The organism is Acetobacteraceae bacterium (assembly GCA_039613835.1).
Lineage (GTDB): Bacteria > Pseudomonadota > Alphaproteobacteria > Acetobacterales > Acetobacteraceae > Sorlinia.
Window position 1 is genome coordinate 1138936 of the sequence record CP154827.1, and the last position, 22334, is coordinate 1161269.

Consider the following 22334-nt stretch of genomic DNA (forward strand, 5'->3'; position numbering starts at 1 on the left):
CGTCCGAATTTACCGTGAGATCCTGCCCATCCTTGAGGTTTTCCCTGAAACATTATCAAATATGAGTTCATGGTGCCGCGGAACGCCGCGATTTTCGGGCGACGCAACGTAATCATAAATGATGTGGATCTTACCTGCTTCATAATAAGCCTCCTTGATCGACACACCTTTGAGTGACAGGCCTTTAAGATCGAGTTTGACCCCGTCCCCAAAATTCTTGATCCCCACTTTAATGTGCGTTTCCATCTCGGTTGGTTCGAACGCCTCTTCAAAACCAACCGTGCAACCCAGCTTGGCGGCTTCCTCACTAATTTCGACCGTGGCGGTGCATAGGGAACCATTTTCAAACTTCACGATCCCCGACGCACCGACATTGATCACGTCGCTTGCCAGTCCACCTGTAACCGTCCCGGACAATTTGACGACGCCGTCACCCTTCAGGTTCAGCACACCTTTCACGGACATGCCATTACTGAAGTCCAGCTCTGCATTCGACTGGCCGAAATCAATCATGCCGCCTTTCGAGGAGACGGAAACATTGCTTTTAATGTCGAAACTACCACTTTGCTTCAGGACGATCGAACCACCTTCAAATGCGATGGAAGCGCCTGAATCCGCCGTCAGTGATGAGCCGTCAAACGTCAGCGTACCGGAGATTTTTGTCGTGCCGCCGGACAGGTTGAGCGCTTTGACGGTCATCGCGTCGGCAACGCTGATCGTGCCATCTGACTGCGTCAACTTATCAATTGTGTCACTATTCAGCGTGACCGTGCCCGTATCACCCTTGAGCAGCGTCAGGCTCGTCATATTCGTACCAAAGGTGCTATCGGCAGAGCTGTTGACCGTGACAGTCCCCAGCATCCCTTGCTTAAGGTCGACCTGGCCCGCGCCGGAGATCGCCAGCACGTCATGCGTATAGCTGATGGTATTGACGGTAACGAAACCACCCGTGACGGTAAATTTGGTTTTCACCACCAGCCCGTCAAAAGTGAGTGTCCCGCCAGAAACATTAAGCGTATCAACGGTGATTGACTTGTTATCATCAATGACTTCGCCGCCGGAGACGGTGAGGCTCATCACCGTTACATTGTTCGCTGTTAATTTCAACTTGCCGCCCGCGACCGATATGGTCGAAAGTGAGCTTCCACCCAGCGACGTCGTGCCGGAATTATCTTTGAGAAGTTTGAGCGATGTGAAAGACGCGCTGATGCTGCTATCGCCGGAGCTGGAGATGGTCACATCACCCAAACTACCGTCCAAAATCTTCACCGCACCACTGCCCGAGACGGCCAGGGCGTCGCTACATGTCAGGTACGAAACTGAGAAATTGCCACCACTGACCGCCGCATCGCCGGAAATTTTTACTCACGAGCCATCAAAGGTACCGCCGGATTGCGTGAGGACCCGACCATGAACTGCGTGAGTTCGGAAGAGCCGGATGTTGCCGTGAACGTGCCACTCGAGAGGGTCAGGGATGAAATGATATCATTGACCCCACAAGTGACTTTCCCGTCTTCCACGATAAGCGGGACGTTGAGCGTCACTGAGTCGGCAAGTTTCAGGATACCCAGACTGTCAGCGACATCAATGCTTCCCGTCTCATTACCGTCGGGTCTGGAAATCTTGGCGCCCTTTGTCAGATCAACCTCGCCAGTGACGTTATCACCCCCACCGATGGAAATGACACCTATCAGCGTAATCGACCCCGCCGGGGTGCCGAGCCCCCGAAACGCGGCTGGTCATTTGTGCGGGTGTTATTTCCGAAGGCGGTTTTAGAGCTGCCAAGACCCTGATCATAGTACGGGTTATACCCGACTGTCAGATTCCCGATTGATGCACCATCAGCGAATGAAATCGAAGAGGTTTTCCAGCTATTTGAGCCGCCATCCCAGTAATTACCAGAGAGGACGAGATGTCCATCGCCGGAAAAACTGTACTTGCCCAGATTGGTCGCCGCGGACGCCAAGACTTTCGCATCGCTGTCCAATATGGATTTTGCCGAGACTTTGACCGTATTGTAATCCCAGCCGATCACATAATTGCTGGACAGCGTGCTCTCAACATCAATTTCCAGACGGGCCTGTGAATTGAGGACAATGACACCGGACTTACTTGTCTCTGCGCGTCCCCCTTTCATATAAACAGTTGAACCATCGAGAACCTGCGCCCAGATTTTGTTCTCTCCTGCATTGTCATTGTAATATTGTACATCTGCTTCTTTGACGGAGCGCCCGGCAGCCATGGCTGACGTGTCGGGCTTGCCGCCGGAGAAATGATAGATACCATTCTGGTAAATATAAAAGTCACCTTTGACGGAAAAGGCATGACTTATGGAGAGCGTGCCCGAGGTGATCTGTACATTAAGGAAGCCCGCACCATAAATAATCTGCCCGCTCAGCGTGACTGAATATTTGTCGGAGACGTCGATTTTAATGACTGGGGTATGCGAGGTCGACCCTGATGCAACCAGGATGAGCACGATCATATCTGTGCTCATCTGGTTGGAATAACTGACTTCGATATACTTGACGATGGGCAGGAAATCAAAATTAGTCGACTTATCGTAGGACGTACCCAACACGCTATTGACTTGACCCCACGCCTGCTCCTTAGCATAAGCGTGCCAGCCCCACGTGCTCCAATACATTTTATTAATGCCGCCACTGTCTCCACTGACATTGGCGTCGAGGCATTTCTAATCAATACGACCACTCAAATGAATCTTGAGAGAGTCCCGACCGAGATACCATTTACACGCGTCGTCCCACGACATTGTCCCGTCGGGAAGAACGCTCGCATTCAGCAATTCATTATTGTACAGATTTTTCCCCGAGACGTGCTCAAGAATAATCTCATGCTCCTCGACTTCACTCGTCGTCTGATTTTTTTCTTTATAGAAAACGTGAATTTTGCCATCGAGGTAATATGCTCTCTCGAAAGTAGCGCCATTTTCATGCAGCGCGTCAAAATCCAGCTGCACACCATCTTTGAAATTTTCAATCGTGATATTGATGTGCTTGTCCAGACCCGTCGAATTATCGTCCGCGAAGTGAAGGACACCGCCCTTCTGCGCCGCATCGTCACTACAGATGATTGTCGCCGATGCGTTGGCTGTGTCTTCAAATGAGACGCACCCGCCCGACCTCCAGATGGATTTTTGGCGTGATGACCGCGTCCTTCCCGATCTTCACGTCGGCATCACTCAGGATGAGCGTGCCGGAAATCGTTGTTGTACCACCGGAGAGATCAAGGGTTCCGACCGTGACCGTTTTGGTCACGTCCAAATTGCCATCCTGCTGCGTAATTGTAGCAATCATTCCGCCAGTTAGGGTGACTGTGCCCGTATCTCCGGTTTGCAGAGTCAGGCTGGTGATATCCGCGCCGAGCGTGCTGTCAGCGGAGCTGTTGACCGTCACCGCCTTGAGAACGCCACCTGACAGATTGACCGCATCGGAACCTGTAATTGCCAGCGTGTCCGCCACGTATTTGATTGTATCAGCCGTGACGGTACCGCTACTGACGCTGAAGCTCTGATTGACTTGCAGGATAGCGCACTTGACATCACCATTGGTGTCGGCGAGCTTATCGACAGTCACATTATGGTCGCTGGTGACGTGCCCCCTGAAACTATCAGCGTTTTGACGGCAACATCCTGCGCCGAGAATTTCAGCGTCCCGCCAGCGACGGTGACGGTCGGGAGTTTTGTTCCGGTAAGGGTTTTCGTGCCGGAATTTTCGAAAGTAAGTTGCAGCGAGGTGAAGCTGGCCCCGATGGTGTTGCTCCCGCTGCTATTAATGGTAACGCCAGCCAGCGTTCCACCTGAAAGCTTGACGGCACCACTGCCCGACACGTCCAGTGCGCTGTCGCACTTCAGGGACGTCGCCGACAATATGCCCCCACTGACGGCGGTTTTACCTGTAAAATGAGCGTATGAGGCCTTGAGCAACCCACCCGTCAGGGTGAGCTTATCCACGGTAAGAATGTTGTCGACAGCGGCGCTCGGTGTTCCGTCAAATGTGCCGCCAGAAATCGTCAGAGAGCCGAAACTGTCATTTTTGCCGCAGGTGAAGTGCCCCCGAGTATATTGACATCACTGAAGTAGTCGCTATCGCCACATGTGACGGTGCCGTCATCCATTTTCAGCGGGACATTCAGCTTGGCTGAATCTTCAAGTTTCAGAACGCCGAGACTATTGACGATCTCGACATTACCCTTCTCAGTTTTATCGGGCCTTGGAATCGTCGCGTTCTTTGCAAGATCAACCTCGCCGGTCGAATTGTCACCGCCACCAATAAAAAAAGTCACCGTTGAGCTTGACGGTCCCGGAGAGCGACGCCGTGACACCGTAACGTGCATGGAGGTTTTTGAGAGACGCATCACCAAGAACCGTCTGCGCACTGCCAATGCCCTGATCGAAATAGGGATTATAGCCGATCGTCAGATTGCCAATCGTGGCGCCGTCTGAAAATTTGACTGCGGAGGTTCTCCACGATGAGCCATTCCAGTAATTACCGGAGATGACGCTCTCAACGTCAATTTTGAGACGCGCACCGGCATTGAGCACAATGACGCCCGTATTACTCGTTGTGGCTGAACCGCCTTCAAGATAAACGGTGGACCTGTTCAGAACCTGCGCCCAAAGCTTGTGCCCGTCCGCATTGCCATTATCGTAATGAACGTCAGCTTCCTTGACGCCTCGCCCCGCGGCCGAAACCGTCGTGTCGGGCTCCTGCCCTTTGAAGTAATACGAGCCTTTTGGCTGGATGTAGAAGTCACCCGAGATGACAAAGGCACGGTCAATCGTCAGCGTGCCGGACGTGATGTAAACGTTGAGAAAGTTACTTCCAAAAATGATCTGTCCACTAAGTTCAACCGAGCCTTTATCGCCGGTAAGGATATCCACTCTGGGATCATCCTTACCCGCCTGGTTTGCGAGTAATACCGGGACAGTTACTAAAGTGTCGCTCTCTTTGACGTAGTCCGGCTTTGCGTCGCGATCTTCTGAAATTCCATTATCAGCGCGCGGTGTCTGATCTCCTGGCGACGCGGCCGCGTCGGTCGGCGCTGCGCCCGAAGGCATCTGCGGCATTGTCGTGTCGCCATCTTCAGACTGATCCATTGAGGAGGGTGCACTATCAAGAGTCGTCTTGCCCGGCGTGCGGCCATGCGGAAACGCTGATGCGTCCTGAGCGCGCTCATCAACCGTTTTTTTGACTTCCCTGTATCTTTCTACGCCATTTTAAGATCCTTCAGAACCAAAGCGCCACCATTTGTGGGTGTAGATATTCAGAGCAATTTTATTGTCATCTGAAATAGCAGGAACGAAGCGACTGTGCCGCTATCCCGTTAAGTCAATGTGAGAGACAAATTATTTAAAATAAATTTTACACGACCTCCTATAAGTGAGGTTATTAACATTTTTTTATTGAACTTTATTTTAGTTTTCTTGTTTTTACCTGAGACCCTCATCCCCTCTCCACCCGGGAATACGCGCCTCGATAAATGACTTGATGGTGTCGCCCATCGCGGTAAAGGTGGGCGCATTTTGACGCCAGACGCGCTTGACAATCCAGCGCTGCCCGAGATTGCCGAGATCACCCCGTGAAGCTTGATCTTCATTTCATCAGAGCCCGTCGAACAATGTTCGCCCCCCTTCGGGAAGAGGCATGCGTCACGCCGGTGCACGTTCATAATTTTCATCAGAAACGCAGCGTCGACGGCTGACGAGGCCATGCGCGCAGAGGCCCACCGTTAACAAAGCTTGAAGCCGTCAAACCTTTTAAAGTTTCATTAAATTTGAGGGGTTTCGACGCATCATAAAGGGACCAGCGTCTCCGGGTACAACCATGATTGGCGTTGATCGTTTCAAGAGGTCGATCACATTTACGGCATTCACGGACTGCCGCCAATCAAACTGATCGCGCCCGTAGCGACCGATCGGCTTAAACGATGCAGAGAGATGCACGACAAGGCGTCTTACGCGGCGCAGGAAAGCCCGTCTCATCGACTCAAAAAAGACAAAAAAGCGCGACTTCCGCGAATGGAATGTCGCGCTTTCTGCTTAACCGTAAGGTCAGTTATCTTCGAGGAAGGACCGCAACTTACGGCTGCGGCTGGGATGTTTCAACTTGCGCAGCGCCTTGGCCTCAATCTGACGGATACGCTCACGGGTCACGTTAAATTGCTGCCCCACTTCTTCAAGCGTATGGTCCGTATTCATCCCGATGCCAAAGCGCATCCGCAGGACACGCTCTTCACGAGGGGTGAGTGATGCAAGCACGCGCGTGGTCGCCTCGCGCAGGTTGGTCTGGATGGCCGCATCCAACGGTATGACCGCTGTCTTATCCTCAATAAAATCGCCGAGATGGCTGTCCTCCTCATCACCGATTGGCGTTTCGAGAGAAATCGGCTCTTTCGCAATTTTGAGGACTTTCCGCACCTTCTCAAGCGGCATGCCCAGTTTTTCGGCAAGCTCCTCCGGGGCCGGCTCACGCCCGATTTCATGCAGCATCTGGCGAGACGTGCGGACGAGCTTATTGATCGTCTCGATCATATGGACCGGAATACGGATCGTCCGCGCCTGATCTGCGATCGAACGCGTAATGGCCTGACGGATCCACCAGGTGGCATAGGTGGAAAATTTATAGCCGCGGCGATATTCGAACTTATCGACCGCCTTCATCAGGCCGATATTGCCCTCCTGGATCAGGTCCAGAAACTGCAACCCGCGATTTGTGTATTTTTTCGCGATTGAAATGACGAGGCGCAGATTGGCCTCAATCATTTCTTTCTTGGCCCGCGTCGTATCGCGCTCCCCGCGTGAGACAACAGCATAAACCCGGCGGAACTCACTGACAGGCAGGCCGGTATGATGCGACAGCTCTGCCACTTGCGCGCGCAGTTCGGCAATGCGTGCATAATGGCGCGTGGTCAGGTTCTTCCAGGTTTTCGAGGAGAGGGCGGAGACCGTGTCAAGCCAGTTCGGGTCAAGCTCCCACCCACGATATTTGGCGAGGAAATCATCGCGCGTCACGCGGCAGCTTTCCGCAAGGCGCAGCATCTGCCCCTCAAGACTATTGAGGCGCTGAAATTGCGACTTCAGATGCGTGACCAGTTCCTCAATACCATTATTATGAAGTCTGATCTGCTCAACCATTGACACGAGCCTGTGGCGGACATCCTCATATTCCTTTTCCTGCTTGGAGGAAATCGACTTACCCCGGGTCATGTTCTCAATGCGGTCAACCTGGAGGCTGCACAAATGATGATAAAGCGGCTCAATCGCCTCAAATGTCGCGAGGATCTCCGGCTTCAGCTTTTCTTCTAGGGCGGAAAGAGACAAGCCAGCGCCGTCACCCTCGCCACTTTCCTCACCGCCGCAATTTTCATCGAGCACCTCTTCCGTATCGTCCTCATCGTCAGAGCCGCGCTCTTTATCTTCGGCGCCCGCTTCCTCTGTCGGTCCGTCATCCGTCTGGCTTGCTTCCAGATCAACAATTTCACGGAGAAGCATCTTGCCCGCTTTGAGGCGGTCATGCCATGAGATAATGGCGCGGAATGTCAGAGGGCTTTCACACAGCCCACCAATCATTTCATCCCGACCCGCCTCGATACGTTTGGCAATGGCGATCTCCCCCTCGCGGGAGAGGAGCTCCACTGCCCCCATTTCACGCAGGTACATCCGTACCGGGTCATCCGTGCGACCCGTACTTTCGCTGACATTGCCTGTCTGCGCTTCTTCAGCTTCCTCAGACTCATCCTGCTCTTCAACCTGGGTTTCAGCTTCCTCAGAATCGTCGCTTTCTTCATTATCGACGACCTGAATGCCCATTTCCGACAGGTTGGCCATGACGTCCTCAATCTGCTCGGACGATATCTGCTCTTGCGGGAGGACGGTATTGAGTTCATCAAACGTGATGTGTCCACGCACGCGCCCTTTGGCGATCAGCCTCTTGACAGACGCAGGCAGAGTATCAAGAACGTTATTATCGTTGTCCTGATCCTGAACTCTCTCGGCCGTGCTGGCTGTTTTTGTCGCCATTCGATACTCCCATATCCCGCCTTCGCCATCAAATATGCGGTCCCCAAACCCTCGGAAAGCACTACGCCCACCGCACAGCGCAACGCGGCACGTTCAGAGTTTTCTCCGTGATATGCGATTCACCCGCAACCTTGGCAGCGTGCAGGTGGGCTATCCGAGCCTTGAAGTCAAGGGCTACGAGGAATGTTCCGCATTATAAGTTTAAATTATGCATCGCGGAACCTCCTTGATGATCAAAGAGAGTTGGTTTGACATTCCCCGTCAGATGTCATCCGGTGGTTCCCCCGCCTTAAGCCGTTCAAGGACGGCAAGCCGGGCCTTCAGCGCGTCAGGGAAAGTTTTCAGCGTGGCATCGCTCAGGGCCGCCGCAACGTCCTTCCGCACCTCCTGACTGAAGGCGGGAAAATTGACCAGGCCGTAAAAATGCCACCAACGCTCCGGCGCATTGATAACAAGCAGGGAATCATCATTTTCCCGGCGTGAATGGGCACGAGTATCATATTTATCCAATAATGCACGGCCAAGCCAGGCACATCGGGCCATGGCCTCATGCGCCTCGCCCTCAGCTTCAAACCAGGCAATCGGGGAAGTCGACGCTTCTCCCGACAAATGACGCCGCTCTGCATGAAATTCGAGAAGCCCCTCCCTCAGCAGGGCAAGGTCAGGCGGCAAATCCAGTGTGCTGTAAGCCTGCTCAACATCGTCCAGCAATGCGGGGTGGCGGAGGAGAATTTCCGTCAAAATATCAAGGCGCGCCGCATTCCCCTGCTGCACCACGAAATTAACCGGGAGATCAATGGTCCTGGAAGCGAGATTTTTTGTCCGGGCGCGCCCTGGGGACGGCGCGGGTCGAAAACTTTCGAAAACCTTATTACGCCATGACCGGCGATATTCGTAACCCAGCGTCTTGTCAGAAATCTTCTCCGCCGCGGCGTCAAGGCGCTGCCGCAGAGCGGCCCGTTGCTCCGGCACACGGCCGTCACATCCCTGTCGCAGCAGCATGAAAATCTCATCATGAAGGGAATGAGACCGGGCGAGCACGTCCTTCATCGCATCCGGCCCGTGGATTTTGATCAGGCTGTCGGGATCCTCCCCTTGCGGCAATCGGCAGAAACGCAGCGTCCTGTCGGCGCGCAGCATCGGCAGGGCGAGTTCAGCAACACGCAGGGAAGCCCGGCTGCCCGCCGCATCGCCATCGAAGCAGATGATGGGCGATGATGATTCCCGCCACATCAGTTCAATCTGCTCGGTGGTCACGGCCGTGCCCAGCGGCGCAACGCCCGCCGTGAAACCAGCCTGGGACAGGGCAATCACATCCATATAACCTTCGACGACCAGAAGATCCTTCTTGTCCTTCAGGACCGCCTGACGCGCATTATGAAGGTTATATAAAGTGCGTTTTTTTGAGAAAAGTGGCGTTTCTGTCCCATTCACATATTTCGGCTGCGCATCTCCCATTGCGCGACCGCCGAATGAGATCACCGCGCCGCGACGGTCATGGATAGGGAAGATGATGCGGGAGAAAAATGCCCCCCCCCCCTTCTCCGTCCTTAAAAGCCCGGCTTTGAAAATATCCTTTTCGGTGTGACCCGATTTTTTGAGATAACTGACGAGCGCGCCATGATCCGCATCCGCCCAACCCAACCCGAAATGATCAATCGTGGCCTGCGTCAAACCGCGCTCCCGCAAGTGGGCACGCGCATGACGGGCTGAGTTGCCTGTCAAAACCTTACGGTAAAATTGTGCGGCCTCGGACAGAATATCCCTTAAGCGGGTGGATTCTTTTGATCTCTCAACCGCACCCGCATCCGGTTTCGGCATGTCGAGCCCGGCCTCCGCCGCCAGGGCCACGACCGCTTCGGGGAAGGAAAGCCCCTCACTTTGCATGACGAAACTGAAGACATCGCCATGCACACCACAGCCATAGCAATGGAAGTGATCATCATAAATATGGAAGGAGGGCGTCTTTTCCCCATGGAAAGGGCAGCACGCCTTCCATTGATTGCCGGAACGCTCCAATTTTGTGCGGCGCCCGATGACACTGCGCAAAGGGATGGCGTCCCTGATGTCATCAAGAAATTTAGGCTCAAAAACGAGCGCCATTATGTCTCAGAGCCTGACATGAATTTTCCCCCGCAACGTCACGCCGTGCATACCCTCCTGCGAGGTAATGCGGCATCACGCTGACTCGATTTGCCTAAAGGCGTAACGCGCTCACCCCAGCTTCGCCTTTACCAATACGCTCATTTCCTCATATCAAGTTGCGCACCGTGATGTGCCCGCAACCAGCTCATGACATTTTTGAGGTCTTTGACAGAATGCGCGCCCGTCTCTGCCAGCGCTTTCTGCACGATGATCTCCAGATCCGCATCGCTGAGCGGCGGCGGCAGATAATGCTCGATCGCCGCAATCTCGGCCTCTTCCTTCTCCGCCAGTTCGGGCCGGTCACCCTGCCGATAAAGCACAGCGGACTCACGCCGGGATTTGATCATGGAACGCAGCGCCGACAGCATCGTCCCCTCATCCAATTCTGCGTCTTTCGCCCGTAATTCAATATCGAGATCTTTGAACCGGCTGGTGATGGCGCGAAGCTGCGCAACCCACGTCATATCCCGCGCCTTCATGGCGGTTTTAAGGTCCTCATTAATCCGGTCTCGTAGCAACATTTTTCGGCCTCTCATCATGCCGTTTTCTATGGAATCCGGTGAAGGCATATCCCAGAAGCATCGTTGAGGGAATAAATTTCCCACCCTTTTGGAGCCCCCACCACGTGGGGAAAAACTTCCCAAACTCAATTTACCCGCTTATATAAGGCGGTGCGGATGCAGATGTAAAATAGGGAATGCGCCATGGATGTTGACCTCCTGATTAAAAAACTTGGCGGGGCACATCAATTGGCCGAGTTGACAAATGTCGGGCCGGAGGCTGTGCGCAAATGGCGTCAATCCCGCGCCATTCCAGCCAAGCATTGGCCTGCGCTTTTACAACTTCCTGGCATTTCCATGGAAGATCTCACCGATATCGGGCCCGCGGCGTCCCTTGATGATACAGGCCGCCCCCATGGCGCAACGGCCGTGCTTCTGCTTGCCGATGGCACGATCCTGTGGGGTCGGGGCTTCGGCGCCCACACGACGCAGGCAGCCATCGGGGAAATCTGCTTCTGCACCGGCATGTCCGGCTATCAGGAGACATTGACGGACCCATCTTATGCAAGCCAACTCGTCACCTTCACCTTCCCGCATATTGGTAATGTCGGTACAAATGCGGAGGATGATGAGGCACGGCGGGTTGCCGCGCGCGGTGTCATCGTCAAGCAGGACATCACCAGCCCGGCCAATTGGCGCGCGACCGCCCCCCTTGCTGAATGGATGCAGGCCCAGGGTCTGACCGGACTATCCGGGATTGATACGCGCTTCATCACGCATCTTCTGCGTAAAAAAGGCCCGCAATCCGCTGGTATCTTCTACCCACAGGACGGCGTGTTCCCCATAGAGACGCTTCTGGCGGAAGTGCGTTCATGGCCGGGGCTTGAGGGGATGGATCTCGCCAAAGCGGTGACCTGCGCGCAGGCCCATAAATGGACGGAGCCCGTTTGGGGTGGGGCGCCGCCCTCCGGCCCGCTCAAAAGGGTCGTCGCGATTGATTACGGTGCCAAGCTGAATATTCTGCGCTGCCTCATCACTGCAGGCTGTGAGGTCACGGTTGTGCCCGCGACGAGCTCAGCTGAAGAGATCATGATGTATAATCCGGAGGGTATTTTTCTCTCCAACGGTCCGGGGGACCCGGCTGCCACGGGGACGTATGCCGTGCCGGTCATCAAGGCGCTTCTCAAATCAGCCGTACCGATCTTCGGGATCTGCCTGGGGCATCAGCTTCTGGCCCAGGTCCTCGGCGCACGCACTTACAAGCTGGAGCAGGGCCATCGCGGCGCCAACCAGCCTGTCAAGGAGCTGGCAACAGGTAAAGTCGAAATCACGAGCCAGAATCACGGTTTCGCGGTTGATGAGCAGAGCCTGCCGGAAGATGTCATTGTGACGCATACAAGCCTCTTTGATGGCTCGAATGAAGGGATTGAAAGCCGGACCTACCGTGCTTTTTCCGTCCAGTATCACCCTGAGGCCAGCCCCGGCCCGTCTGATAGTTTTTACCTCTTTGAACGCTTTGTTGCGCTGATGGATAAGAAGGCCGCCTGAATATGCCGAAAAGAACCGATATCGCGTCCATCCTCATCATCGGTGCGGGCCCTATTGTGATCGGGCAGGCCTGTGAGTTTGATTATTCCGGCACGCAGGCTTGCAAGGCGCTGCGTGAGGAGGGTTATCGCGTCATTCTGATCAACTCCAACCCCGCGACGATCATGACCGATCCGGGCCTCGCCGATGCGACCTATGTAGAGCCGATCACGCCGGAGTTTGTCGAGCGCATCATCCTGAAGGAAAAACCCGACGCGCTTCTGCCGACCATGGGTGGGCAAACGGCGCTAAATGTCGCCACGGCCCTCGACCAGTCAGGTTTTCTGAGGAAAAACGGCGTCGCTTTGATCGGCGCGGATGCGGATGTCATTGACCGCGCGGAAGACCGCCAGAAATTCCGTGAGGCCATGAACGAAATCGGCGTGGAAAGCCCGCGCAGCGCCATTGCGCACTCGCTGGAGGAAGCACGCACGGCGCTGGATATTGTCGGCCTGCCCGCCATCATCCGCCCCTCTTTCACCATGGGCGGCGCAGGCGGCGGAATTGCCTATAATCGTGAGGAATTTGACCATATCGTCTCGGGCGGACTGGATGCCTCCCCCACGACAGAAGTCCTGATCGAGGAATCCGTCCTCGGCTGGAAGGAATTTGAGATGGAGGTGGTCCGCGACAAAGCGGGTAACTGCATCATCGTTTGTTCCATTGAAAATATCGACCCGATGGGCGTCCATACAGGCGACTCCATCACCGTCGCCCCCGCTTTGACGCTGACGGACAAAGAATTCCAGCGTATGCGGGATGCCTCTATCGCCTGTCTGCGCAAGATCGGCGTTGAGACGGGCGGGTCCAACGTGCAGTTCGGCGTCAACCCGGTGGATGGGCGCATGGTCGTCATTGAGATGAATCCACGTGTCTCGCGCTCCTCCGCCCTCGCCTCCAAAGCGACAGGTTTCCCGATTGCGAAAATTGCCGCCAAGCTCGCGATCGGCTACACGCTTGATGAATTGCGCAATGACATTACCGGCACGACCCCGGCAAGTTTCGAGCCGACGATTGATTACGTCGTTGTTAAAATCCCGCGTTTCACTTTTGAAAAATTCCCCGGCGCCCCGGCCCTGCTTTCCACCTCCATGAAGTCAGTGGGGGAGGCCATGTCAGTCGGGCGCTGCTTTACCGAGGCCCTGCAGAAAGGTCTGCGGTCGATGGAAATCGGGCTGACCGGTCTTGACCCAATTGAGCCGCCCGGTGATGGCTCCCACGATGCCTACCGCGCAGCCCTTTCCGAGCCGCGACCGGAACGCATCCTCATGGCCGCGCAGGCTTTGCGTGCCGGCTTGTCGATCAATGACCTTCATCACGCCTGCCGGTTTGAGCCGTGGTTTCTGGAGCAATTGCAGACCATTATTGAAGCAGAAAAGCATATTCGTGAGAATGGCCTCCCCCGTTCCCCCCTTGCCCTGCGACAGATCAAAGCAATGGGATTTTCGGATCGGCAGCTTGCGCAGCTCAGCGATATGACGCCCCAAGCCATCGCCGATCTTCGGGCGCGGCTGGGTGTGCAACCCGTTTATCGCCGTATCGACACATGCGCGGGGGAATTTGCCTCCTCCACTCCCTATCTTTACAGCAGTTATGAAGGCGGGTTCGGCACGCCGAACTGTGAAAGCGCGCCGACGGAAAGCAGGAAGATCGTCATATTGGGCGGCGGGCCGAACCGGATCGGCCAGGGCATCGAATTCGATTATTGCTGTGTCCATGCGGCCTACGCTTTGCGTGAGGCCGGGTTCGAGACCATCATGGTCAATTGTAACCCGGAGACGGTTTCCACGGATTACGACACGTCAGATCGCCTTTATTTTGAGCCCCTGACTGATGAGGACGTCATCGCCCTGATCCGCCGTGAGCAGGAAAGGGGCGAGGTTCTGGGGTGTATCGTTCAATATGGTGGTCAGACTCCGCTCAAGCTCTCCGTCGCGTTGGAGAAAGCGGGCATTCCCCTCCTCGGCACCCCGGCCGATGCCATTGACCGCGCGGAAGATCGTGAGCGGTTCCAGGCGCTTCTGCGTAAACTGGGTCTGCGCCAACCGGAGAACGGTATTGCCCGCAACCCGGGTGAGGCCGAAGCTATCGCTGAGCAGGTCGGTTATCCCGTTGTTGTGCGGCCCTCTTATGTTCTTGGCGGGCGCGCCATGGAAATCGTGCATGATCCGAATGGCTTGCAACGATACCTCCTCAGCACATTGATGCTTGCAGGGAGGGAAGTTTCCTCCGGGCCCATCCTGCTGGATCATTACCTCAATGACGCGATTGAAGCGGATGTGGACTGCATCTCAGACGGTCATGACGTCTATGTTGCTGGGGTGATGGAACATATTGAGGAAGCGGGGATCCATTCAGGTGACTCCGCCTGTTCGATCCCGCCTTATACCCTGCCACCCTCCATCGTGACGGAACTGCGCAGCCAGACAGAAGCCATGGCGCGTGAGCTGGGCATTATCGGTTTGATGAATGTGCAATATGCCATCAAGGATAATGAAGTTTTCGTCCTTGAGGTTAATCCCCGCGCCTCCCGGACGGCCCCCTTTGTCGCCAAAGCGACAGGTGTGCCGATTGCTAAAATTGGTGTGCTGGTCATGGCAGGCCGAAAGCTTTCCGAATTCAAGCTGGATGGTGATGCCATCGCACCGCATGTGGCGGTTAAAGAGGCCGTGTTCCCCTTCCATCGTTTTGCCGATACGGACACGATCCTTGGGCCGGAAATGCGCTCAACCGGTGAAGTTATCGGGCTGGATAGCAGCTTTGAACGCGCCTTTGCCAAAGCCCAGCTTGCGGCAGGGGTTGTCCTCCCAAAGGAAGGCACAGTGTTTCTTTCCGTCAGGGATGGTCACAAGCCCCAGATTCAGGCTTTGGGCCGCAAATTGATCGATATGGGGTTCCAGATCATGGCGACGCGGGGCACGGCGGATCGGCTTGAGGAGTCCGGTATCTCCGTCAGGCGCGTTAATAAAGTGCTTGAGGGCCGCCCCCATTGCGTCGACGCGATTCGCTCCGGTGAGGTCCAGATGGTGATCAATACAGTGACGGGTGCGCAGGCCGTGCGGGATAGTTTTGATATTCGCCGCTCTTCCCTGCTGGGCGGTGTGCCGCATTTTACCACGCTCGCCGGGGCGCGCGCCGCGATTTACGCCATCTCCGCCATGCGGGATGGCGCGCTGGAGGTATCGCCTCTGCAATCTTATTTCAAGCGGTCATTTTGAATGAAATTTCGAGGGATGTCGCCGTTTGGGGCCGGGTCGGTAAGGCCTGGCCCTCTTCATCCGGCAGTCCCCGCCCTTCCCCTATCTCTGGCGACATGATTACAGAGGTGATAAAAGGGGTTCAAACTTTGCGTTTTTAGACGAGGCGCACGCACGGCATCTTGTGCGCAGGAAAGACTTGGGGAAACAACGTGCAGAAAATTCCGATGACGGCCGGCGGGCTAACACGTCTTGAAGATGAGCTTCGCCGCCTTAAAAGTGAAGATCGACCCACCGTCATCCGTGCGATTGCTGAAGCACGCTCACATGGTGACCTTTCCGAAAACGCGGAATATCACGCTGCGCGGGAACGTCAATCTTTCATCGAAGGCCGTATCCTGGAACTTGAGGATCTTATTTCCTCCGCGGAGGTTATTGACCCGACCTCCCTCTCCGGTGACACCGTGAAATTCGGTGCACATGTCCAGCTTGTCGATGAAGAGACCGAGAAAGAAAGCCTGTATCAGATCGTCGGCGCGCATGAGGCGGATATCAAGCAGGCGCGCATTTCAATTTCCTCCCCGCTCGCCAAGGCTTTGATTGGCAAATCCGTCGGTGACCGCGTCAGCGTCCCCGCGCCGGGTGGTGACCGCACTTATGAGGTTCTTTCCGTCACCTATAAATAAGACGATCCGCCTACCGGACTTGAGTAAATTGCATGACGAATCTGACGTTTGATGACGTTCGCGTGGCCCATGAGCGTATCCAGCGTCGTATTCTGCGCTCACCAACTGTACCGTGTGAGGCACTTTCAAAGCGGCTCGGCACGGAAATCTGGCTGAAGCTTGAAAATTTGCAAGCTATCTCATCTTTCAAGGAGCGCGGAGCCGCAAATAAGCTGGCGCTTTTGACGGAAGATGAACGTGCGCGAGGGGTTATTGCCGTTTCCGCGGGCAATCATGCCCAGGGTGTCACCCGCCATGCGCATCTCCTCGGCATTGACGCCACCATCGTCATGCCCCGTCACACACCCTCGGCAAAAATTGAGCGCACCCGGAAATGGGGGCGCAGATCGTCGTGGAAGGTGAGGATTTCGCTGAGGCATCCCTGATTGCCGAAAAGATCCTTGAGCGGGAGGGGCGTGTCCTTATCCATCCCTTTAATGACCTCGCTGTCATGGCGGGTCAGGGGACTTTCGCCATTGAATTGCTGGAGGACGCCCCGCCCCTCGATTACATTGTCCTCCCGATTGGCGGAGGACGGGCTGCTGAGTGGTTCCGCCATTGTCGCGCAATTTCTGAGCCCGCAGACGCGCATCATCGGCGTGCAGGTGGAAAGCTACACCTCTCTCGCCCGCTTCCCCGCTGAAAGTCCGGCACTTGGTGGCTCAACGATTGCTGAAGGCATGGCCGTCCTGAAACTGGGTGGCACGGTGTCTGGAAACGGTGCAGCCCCTCCTCGACCATGTGCTGATTGTCTCAGAGCTGGAGGTCGAAGCCGCCGTGGCGACCCTCGCCGAGCAGGCGCGTGTTGTTTCGGAAGACGCGGGCGCCGCCGCATTGGCGGCCGTCGTGAAATATGCGGAAATCTTTGAGGGGAAACGCGTCGGGCTGCCTGTGACGGGCGGCAATATCACAGCACGCGTGTTTTTGCCAATACGCTCCTCAGAGCTCTACGCCGCGATGAACGCATTCTTTTCCTCAGTATGCAGATCCCTGACCGTCCCAGCCTGCTGGCCGATATTGCACGTCGCATCAGCGAAGCGGGCGGGAATATCATTGAAGTATCCCACCAGCGGCTCTTTGCGGAGCCCTCCGTGCAGTCGGCTGAATTGGATGTGATGATTGAGACGCGCGATGGTGCCCATGCCGAGATCATCCAGCATTCCCTGTCGCAGGAATATAAGCTCACGCGACGGTAGTCAGGAAGGCGCCATGCGCCGCGCGGCATGAGATCCCGATGCGTGGCGTCAACCTGCAAGCCTTTCCGCTGCTTCGCGACGCCACTAAACGGTCTCAGGCGAGTAAGCCTTCCGACTGAAGCTTCTCAATCACTGAACGAATGCGATTGTCATAAGTGTGCTCAGCCAGAGTGCGCTCCTGCGCGAGGCGTGAGGCGCGGTATCGGGCCGCATCATCCTTAATATATGTCGCAACGACGCGTTCAAAATCGACCAGATTTGAGAAAGGCGGAATTTCCTCCGTCGTGAAATAGCGGCGCATTTCATACGTGTCCTCATGAAACACTTGAAACGCACCGGCAGCCGCGGCTTCAAAAGTGCGGGGACCCGGTGTTGAAGGCGTGATGACGTAGCGATTATTCTCAAAATGGAGAGCGCGTCCGAGATTGAGAACCATTTTGGAGCGCCGATACAGCTCAATCAACTGGTCTTTCTCGATACGCGTATCCGAGAAACCTGTGCCGAATTCGCCCCAGCCCGGGCCGATAATCTTGATATTCAGCTGGGAGAGAACCGGCATGAGCACCGCCATAACATCTTTACGGCTCGTAAAAGCGACACCGCAGAAAAGCACGTCAATCGGGCGGTCACCCTCTTCCGTCAAAGGGACATAATGCAATTTACGGCTGGCGGCGAGCGGAAGGTGATAAACCCGCTCACGCTGGTAAAAATTATGGCCCCAATGATCGCAGGAGAACACGATGTCAAAATCATTCAAGATCCGATAGTGCGCATCCTGCTCATAGGGATCTTCCGTCGTCCAGAAAACGGTTACCGCCCCGATTTTACGGGCTTCACGGCAGACCTCACCAAAATAGGTGCTCTCCGGCAGGTAGGACCCGATGGCGAAAACGATTGTCGGTTTCAGATATTGGATGGAGGCCGCGGCACCGCTAATATGCACGGAAGCCACATTTCCTCACCCAGACATTCAGCCCAGCCATCCATGACAGATTCACGGACCTGCGCATTGGCCTGAGATTCAAAGCGCCCGCCGCTACAGACCAATACACGGTGCTGCACGGCAACACCCTCATCGAGGCTTCTCTCCGCTTCCTTGCTCTTTCGCGCTTTGGGCTTCGCGTTCGTCTTAACAGCCATCAACCTGCCTAACCTCTATCAAAGCTATATTTGAGAAATCGCAAGGCTTCGCGTCAGAATTTCTTCAATACGCGCCTTGAAATCATTCGGGTCGCAATCATTCGTCACGGCAGCGAGCGCCTCTAGACGCACGCGATGCCAGATTTCCGCATCATAATAAATAGAAACCATTTGCCGGGCGAAGGCACGCGGATCACCCGCTGCTGCGCTGAGAAGCGCGACATCGTTCTTCCAGCCGACCTGCCGCGCGAGGACGTCCGTCGCGACAATCGGGATGCCGAATGACGCCGCCTCATGCACTTTATAAGGGAGACACCCCCGGCATAACGCGTCGGTGCCACGAAAACGCGATGACTGTCATAGAGCGCCTTCAGATCCCTGACAGGGCCGACACAGCGCACATGGGGCAATTCCCGCCATGCTTTGATGTCGAGATCCGGATCCATATATCCTGCGATCGTCAGGAGGGGCGGGTCATCTATCATAGCATGAAGATGGGGAAACACCTCTTCAATGAGCCATTTGAGACTGTCGAAATTCGGTGTGTCTTCCGCGTAAAGCGCCCCGACAAAAAGAAAATGATGTCGCTCCTGGAAGGGCCGTTGGGTCGGGTCGGGTTCCAGCGCGTGTCCCAGGATTGACACATACTCATATCCCGCCTCCCGTACCATTTTGGCCTCATCGGCCGAGACCGCGACAATCTGCTGGCAGAAATGGGAGCTCACCAATTCATCGCCGATCAATTCCGCCATGGATCCCTTGATTTTAGGGGCACCGAGAATGCGTGCTTTCTCAAAACGCCACGGCGTATCGATCACCTCCGTATCGAGAATGACGCGCTTCATGAGGAGATAACGACTATGCTCCGTCACGATCGAAAGCAGACGTGAGAGATTATGTGTCCGGCAGATCCAGAGAATATCGTAATAACCAGCACACTCTTCAATGAAGGAGGTAAACCGGTCGAGATGCCAATCCGTCAGAAGCTCCACATTATCGGGGAAATCATGGACGAGATCCGCCGGGTCATTCGCCTTGTCCATCATGGGAAATACGCTGACCTGATACCCAAGGGCACTCATCGCCTGGACGACTTCATTGAAGCGCACATAGCCGGAACCCAGCCGCCGCACGGGTAGGCGATCCTCAATGACGAGGACGGTCTCCCGCCCCCTTTTCTGCTCACGCCCCAGCACCGCATTGCGGACATGTGGGGCAGTTTGGCGAGTAAAAGCTGCCGATGTCGATTGAAGAAGACGCGATGGTTGATCTGGATCCAGTCATGGGAGTCGGTTAGGCTGAAGCTTCCGCTCTCCATATGCTCAACCACGACGGACGGATCATAAACGATCCTTTTACCGGATTTGAGCATGCGAAGGCAGAAATCCGTGTCCTCAAAGTAAGCTGGCGCGAATTTCGGATCAAAACCGCTCAGCTGTCGTGCATCTTCAGTGCGCACCACCAGAAATGCGGCGGAACAATAATCCACATCGCGGACGAAATTCGCCTCTCCAATGTTCGGATCATCCTGACGGCGATAACCGTAACTCGCCCCATCGCGCCAGATGATCGACCCGGCCTCCTGAAGGCGCATATGCGACCGGATGATCTTCGCGCCGACAGCACCGATATCGTCGGAGGATTGCAGTCGACGAAGCGCATTGGCGACGGCATTGGGGAAAAGCTTGACATCATTATTGAGATACAGGCAGAACAGGGATCGGACACGCGGCAGTGCCTCATTGGCCCCGAGAAGGAAACCGATATTATAAAGGAACCGCATGACGTGCAGACCGTTAACATGGTTCTCAATCTGCCCGGACAGATCGCTTGACCCGGAATCCACGGTAATGACCTCAATCGGGCCATCATAATTTGCGCGTAACGATGCCAAAGCCTGCATCGTCAACGCAAATTGATTGCGCATGACAAGAATGACCGAGATATCGGGCTCACCTTGGCAGTTGAAATCGAGGCGCCCTCGCAAGGCAATGTCAGCACATTGCTCGGCCTCCTCTAGAAAAAGCATGCGCGTCTCACGCTCATCAAGCTCGACTGCGGCATGCGTCTCCCCCACCGGGGCGAATTGCGCGTGCATCCATTGTCGGAACGGGTGATCCGCCTCCCGATCCGCCATCGGGCCGAGTTGCCGGAAGCGCTCTATCCAGGGGCCGAGATCAATTTCCGCATCGGGTCGACGCCCCTCATAGGCGCCATGACGCAGAAAATGCTCATACGCGCTGCGGAATATGCCGCCACGGAGAGCAGGCACGACATCAGGGTAAGCCTCCCGATAGGCTGACTCACTGAATTGCGGCAGGGGATCAAAACGCTCGGGCGTGTCATTTGTCAGATAATGGTGAAGCGCTGATTGAAAGCGCTTTTCTGCAATCGCCTGCGCCACTTCCGGATATTTGGCGAGATACCAGTCAGGATCGAAAAACCAGGACAAACGTGGCTCACCCACCGTGCCGATCGTCGGGTTGAGCGCATTGGAGATAGGGATGCCGCCCCGCTTGATCGGAGGAGGTCTGAGGCTGAAACCAGGCACGCGTGACGAACGGATCAAAAACGGACTGCCCGTCAGCGTAAGCGACACTGTGTTGCTCAGAAAATGCGCATATCCATTAGGATATCCATGTGCCTCCAGCCAGGCATCGTCATATCCCGCATAGCTCCAGCGATATTGCTCTTCAGAAAAAAGCCAGTGGGGAGAGCGAATACGGAACCCTTCGTGACAATAATGCTCAAACCCGCTGGAGAACACGCCCTCCTTTATGGCCTCTCGCACCTCGGGATATTTTGCGCGATACCAGACCTCATCGAAATGAGGGTTGAGGAAGAGGCCGGCGGCGGCGCCGACAGCCTCGTGATAAAGACTCAGATCCGTAAAGCCTTGCGCGAGGATCTCCTCACGCAGGTTGGGTTTTTGCTCAAAATACCAAGCTTCATCAATCTCCGCCCATAGGGGGAGGCGATCTCCGAAAGCGGCGTAATAGCTCACCAAGTCCGGCCATCCTGTTTCTCGATCCGCTGACGGATAGCGCCCTCAAATCGCGTATCATCCTCAGGCGTCAGGCTTCTATATCGCGACTGCACCAACTTGTTTTCCTTCAGCTCAAGCTCAATTCCGATCGCTTTAAAGCCGTATGATGTGCCGATCGTATTGACGAGGCAAACGTCGTAAAGACCTGTGAGATCGGAATGATAGCCCGCTTCGAGGTCAATATGCCCCTGGAAGCCAACCGCTCAGAGGCGCTTCATTAAACACACTCTGCACATCGAGGCGCGGCGCGCGCTGTAACCCGAAGAAAGTCACCTGCGCACCATCACGTGATATCAAAGCGAGGAACATATCTCCTGCGCGATCAAAGCGACGCATGAAGCCCCACCCGCGCGTGAAAAACTGAGCTACTCGGCAGATTATCTGACCCATCGCCTTCCTGCCCGAGCAAGTCCGCAAACGTGTCGATAAAGAAGAGGAATTCGGCCGACTCAAAATACCATTTGCGCTGCATCAGACGATTAAGCTTGAAACCGCGCAGAACACCGTCTCGCCCTGCCACGCGGTCGAAACTGTTGAGCACGACCTCATTTTCAGGAATTTGATTGCGCGGACCGATCACTTTCGCGCCTTCAACTTCGATAATGATCGGCGTCAGGAGGAAAGATGCTGCACCATTAACGATATTGACGAGACCAATCCGGAACGCCCCCTCACACCATTTGCCACGCAGGGCGGCCTTGCCCGAAAAACCGAAACGCAAAGGCGCATTCGGCAGGAAAGCCGTCACATCCCCACG

Annotated in this window: 16 protein-coding genes and 3 pseudogenes; 4 read left to right on the forward strand and 15 right to left on the reverse strand. The window is 55.3% G+C overall.

Translation table 11 applies throughout. From position 1 onward, the window contains the following. Positions 1 to 9 precede the first annotated feature (9 nt). The 10 genes from AAYR33_06305 to AAYR33_06350 all read right to left on the reverse strand — a co-directional run bounded on the left by AAYR33_06305 (position 10) and on the right by AAYR33_06350 (position 10725). Positions 10 to 1269, reverse strand: a complete 1260-nt coding sequence (locus AAYR33_06305) for a hypothetical protein (protein XAO70685.1) — start codon at positions 1267 to 1269, stop codon at positions 10 to 12. Between the two features lie 421 nt (positions 1270 to 1690). Next, complete coding sequence (locus tag AAYR33_06310; GenBank protein ID XAO70686.1) at positions 1691 to 2578, reverse strand: hypothetical protein; 888 nt, start codon at positions 2576 to 2578, stop codon at positions 1691 to 1693. Positions 2579 to 2695: 117 nt separating this feature from the next. Further along, the gene (locus AAYR33_06315; protein ID XAO70687.1) at positions 2696 to 2980 is read right to left on the reverse strand and encodes a hypothetical protein; all 285 of its coding nucleotides are present in this window, start codon (positions 2978 to 2980) and stop codon (positions 2696 to 2698) included. A 139-nt stretch (positions 2981 to 3119) separates the two neighbouring features. Next, positions 3120 to 3596: a hypothetical protein gene (locus AAYR33_06320; protein ID XAO70688.1), complete on the reverse strand. Its 477-nt coding sequence runs from the start codon at positions 3594 to 3596 to the stop codon at positions 3120 to 3122. After that, on the reverse strand, positions 3593 to 3973 hold the full coding sequence (locus AAYR33_06325) for a hypothetical protein (protein ID XAO70689.1): 381 nt from the start codon (positions 3971 to 3973) through the stop codon (positions 3593 to 3595). The genes AAYR33_06320 and AAYR33_06325 overlap by 4 nt, the downstream gene beginning before the upstream one ends. A 59-nt stretch (positions 3974 to 4032) precedes the next feature. Further along, a complete protein-coding gene (locus AAYR33_06330) occupies positions 4033 to 4305 on the reverse strand; it encodes a hypothetical protein (GenBank protein ID XAO70690.1) in 273 nt (90 codons plus the stop codon). After that, a complete protein-coding gene (locus tag AAYR33_06335) occupies positions 4280 to 5119 on the reverse strand; it encodes a hypothetical protein (protein ID XAO70691.1) in 840 nt (279 codons plus the stop codon). The genes AAYR33_06330 and AAYR33_06335 overlap by 26 nt, the downstream gene beginning before the upstream one ends. A gap of 954 nt (positions 5120 to 6073) precedes the next feature. After that, entirely contained in the window at positions 6074 to 8041 is a 1968-nt protein-coding gene (rpoD, locus tag AAYR33_06340) for an RNA polymerase sigma factor RpoD (protein XAO70692.1), read from the reverse strand. Positions 8042 to 8302: 261 nt separating this feature from the next. Continuing rightward, positions 8303 to 10144 carry a DNA primase gene (gene dnaG, locus AAYR33_06345; GenBank protein ID XAO70693.1) on the reverse strand — a complete coding sequence of 614 codons (1842 nt, stop codon included), beginning with the start codon at positions 10142 to 10144 and terminating at the stop codon, positions 8303 to 8305. A gap of 140 nt (positions 10145 to 10284) precedes the next feature. Further along, entirely contained in the window at positions 10285 to 10725 is a 441-nt protein-coding gene (locus AAYR33_06350) for a GatB/YqeY domain-containing protein (GenBank protein ID XAO70694.1), read from the reverse strand. Positions 10726 to 10890: 165 nt separating this feature from the next. Between AAYR33_06350 and carA the strand changes: the two genes are divergently transcribed. The 4 genes and pseudogenes from carA (at position 10891) to AAYR33_06370 (ending at position 17391) form a co-directional block, all read left to right on the forward strand. Continuing rightward, a complete protein-coding gene (carA, locus tag AAYR33_06355) occupies positions 10891 to 12234 on the forward strand; it encodes a glutamine-hydrolyzing carbamoyl-phosphate synthase small subunit (GenBank protein XAO70695.1) in 1344 nt (447 codons plus the stop codon). A 2-nt stretch (positions 12235 to 12236) separates the two neighbouring features. Further along, positions 12237 to 15491: a carbamoyl-phosphate synthase large subunit gene (gene carB / locus AAYR33_06360; protein ID XAO70696.1), complete on the forward strand. Its 3255-nt coding sequence runs from the start codon at positions 12237 to 12239 to the stop codon at positions 15489 to 15491. Between the two features lie 191 nt (positions 15492 to 15682). Continuing rightward, positions 15683 to 16156, forward strand: coding sequence for a transcription elongation factor GreA (gene greA / locus AAYR33_06365; protein XAO70697.1), 474 nt, complete (start codon positions 15683 to 15685; stop codon positions 16154 to 16156). Between the two features lie 32 nt (positions 16157 to 16188). Beyond that, positions 16189 to 17391, forward strand: a pseudogene (locus tag AAYR33_06370) (threonine ammonia-lyase). A gap of 94 nt (positions 17392 to 17485) precedes the next feature. Here AAYR33_06370 and AAYR33_06375 read toward each other — a convergent pair. The 5 genes and pseudogenes from AAYR33_06375 to AAYR33_06395 form a co-directional block, all read right to left on the reverse strand. Further along, positions 17486 to 18531, reverse strand: a pseudogene (locus AAYR33_06375) (glycosyltransferase). A 24-nt stretch (positions 18532 to 18555) separates the two neighbouring features. Next, entirely contained in the window at positions 18556 to 18831 is a 276-nt protein-coding gene (locus AAYR33_06380; protein ID XAO70698.1) for a hypothetical protein, read from the reverse strand. Positions 18832 to 18893: 62 nt separating this feature from the next. Continuing rightward, positions 18894 to 19613 (reverse strand): annotated as a pseudogene (locus AAYR33_06385) (glycosyl transferase). Next, a complete protein-coding gene (locus AAYR33_06390; protein ID XAO72415.1) occupies positions 19610 to 21535 on the reverse strand; it encodes a glycosyltransferase in 1926 nt (641 codons plus the stop codon). Before AAYR33_06390 ends, AAYR33_06385 begins: the two are co-directional and overlap by 4 nt. A gap of 364 nt (positions 21536 to 21899) precedes the next feature. Continuing rightward, a complete protein-coding gene (locus tag AAYR33_06395) occupies positions 21900 to 22325 on the reverse strand; it encodes a hypothetical protein (protein ID XAO70699.1) in 426 nt (141 codons plus the stop codon). Between the last annotated feature and the right edge of the window lie 9 nt (positions 22326 to 22334).

What these genes read in the sequence shown, in the direction of transcription:
- dnaG (XAO70693.1), bottom strand. Translation starts at nt 10,144, where the DNA reads ATGGCGCTCGTTTTTGAGCCTAAATTTCTTGATGACATCAGGGACGCC.
- rpoD (XAO70692.1), bottom strand. Translation starts at nt 8,041, where the DNA reads ATGGCGACAAAAACAGCCAGCACGGCCGAGAGAGTTCAGGATCAGGAC.
- AAYR33_06335 (XAO70691.1), bottom strand. Translation starts at nt 5,119, where the DNA reads ATGGATCAGTCTGAAGATGGCGACACGACAATGCCGCAGATGCCTTCG.
- carA (XAO70695.1), top strand. Translation starts at nt 10,891, where the DNA reads ATGGATGTTGACCTCCTGATTAAAAAACTTGGCGGGGCACATCAATTG.
- carB (XAO70696.1), top strand. Translation starts at nt 12,237, where the DNA reads ATGCCGAAAAGAACCGATATCGCGTCCATCCTCATCATCGGTGCGGGC.
- AAYR33_06350 (XAO70694.1), bottom strand. Translation starts at nt 10,725, where the DNA reads ATGATGAGAGGCCGAAAAATGTTGCTACGAGACCGGATTAATGAGGAC.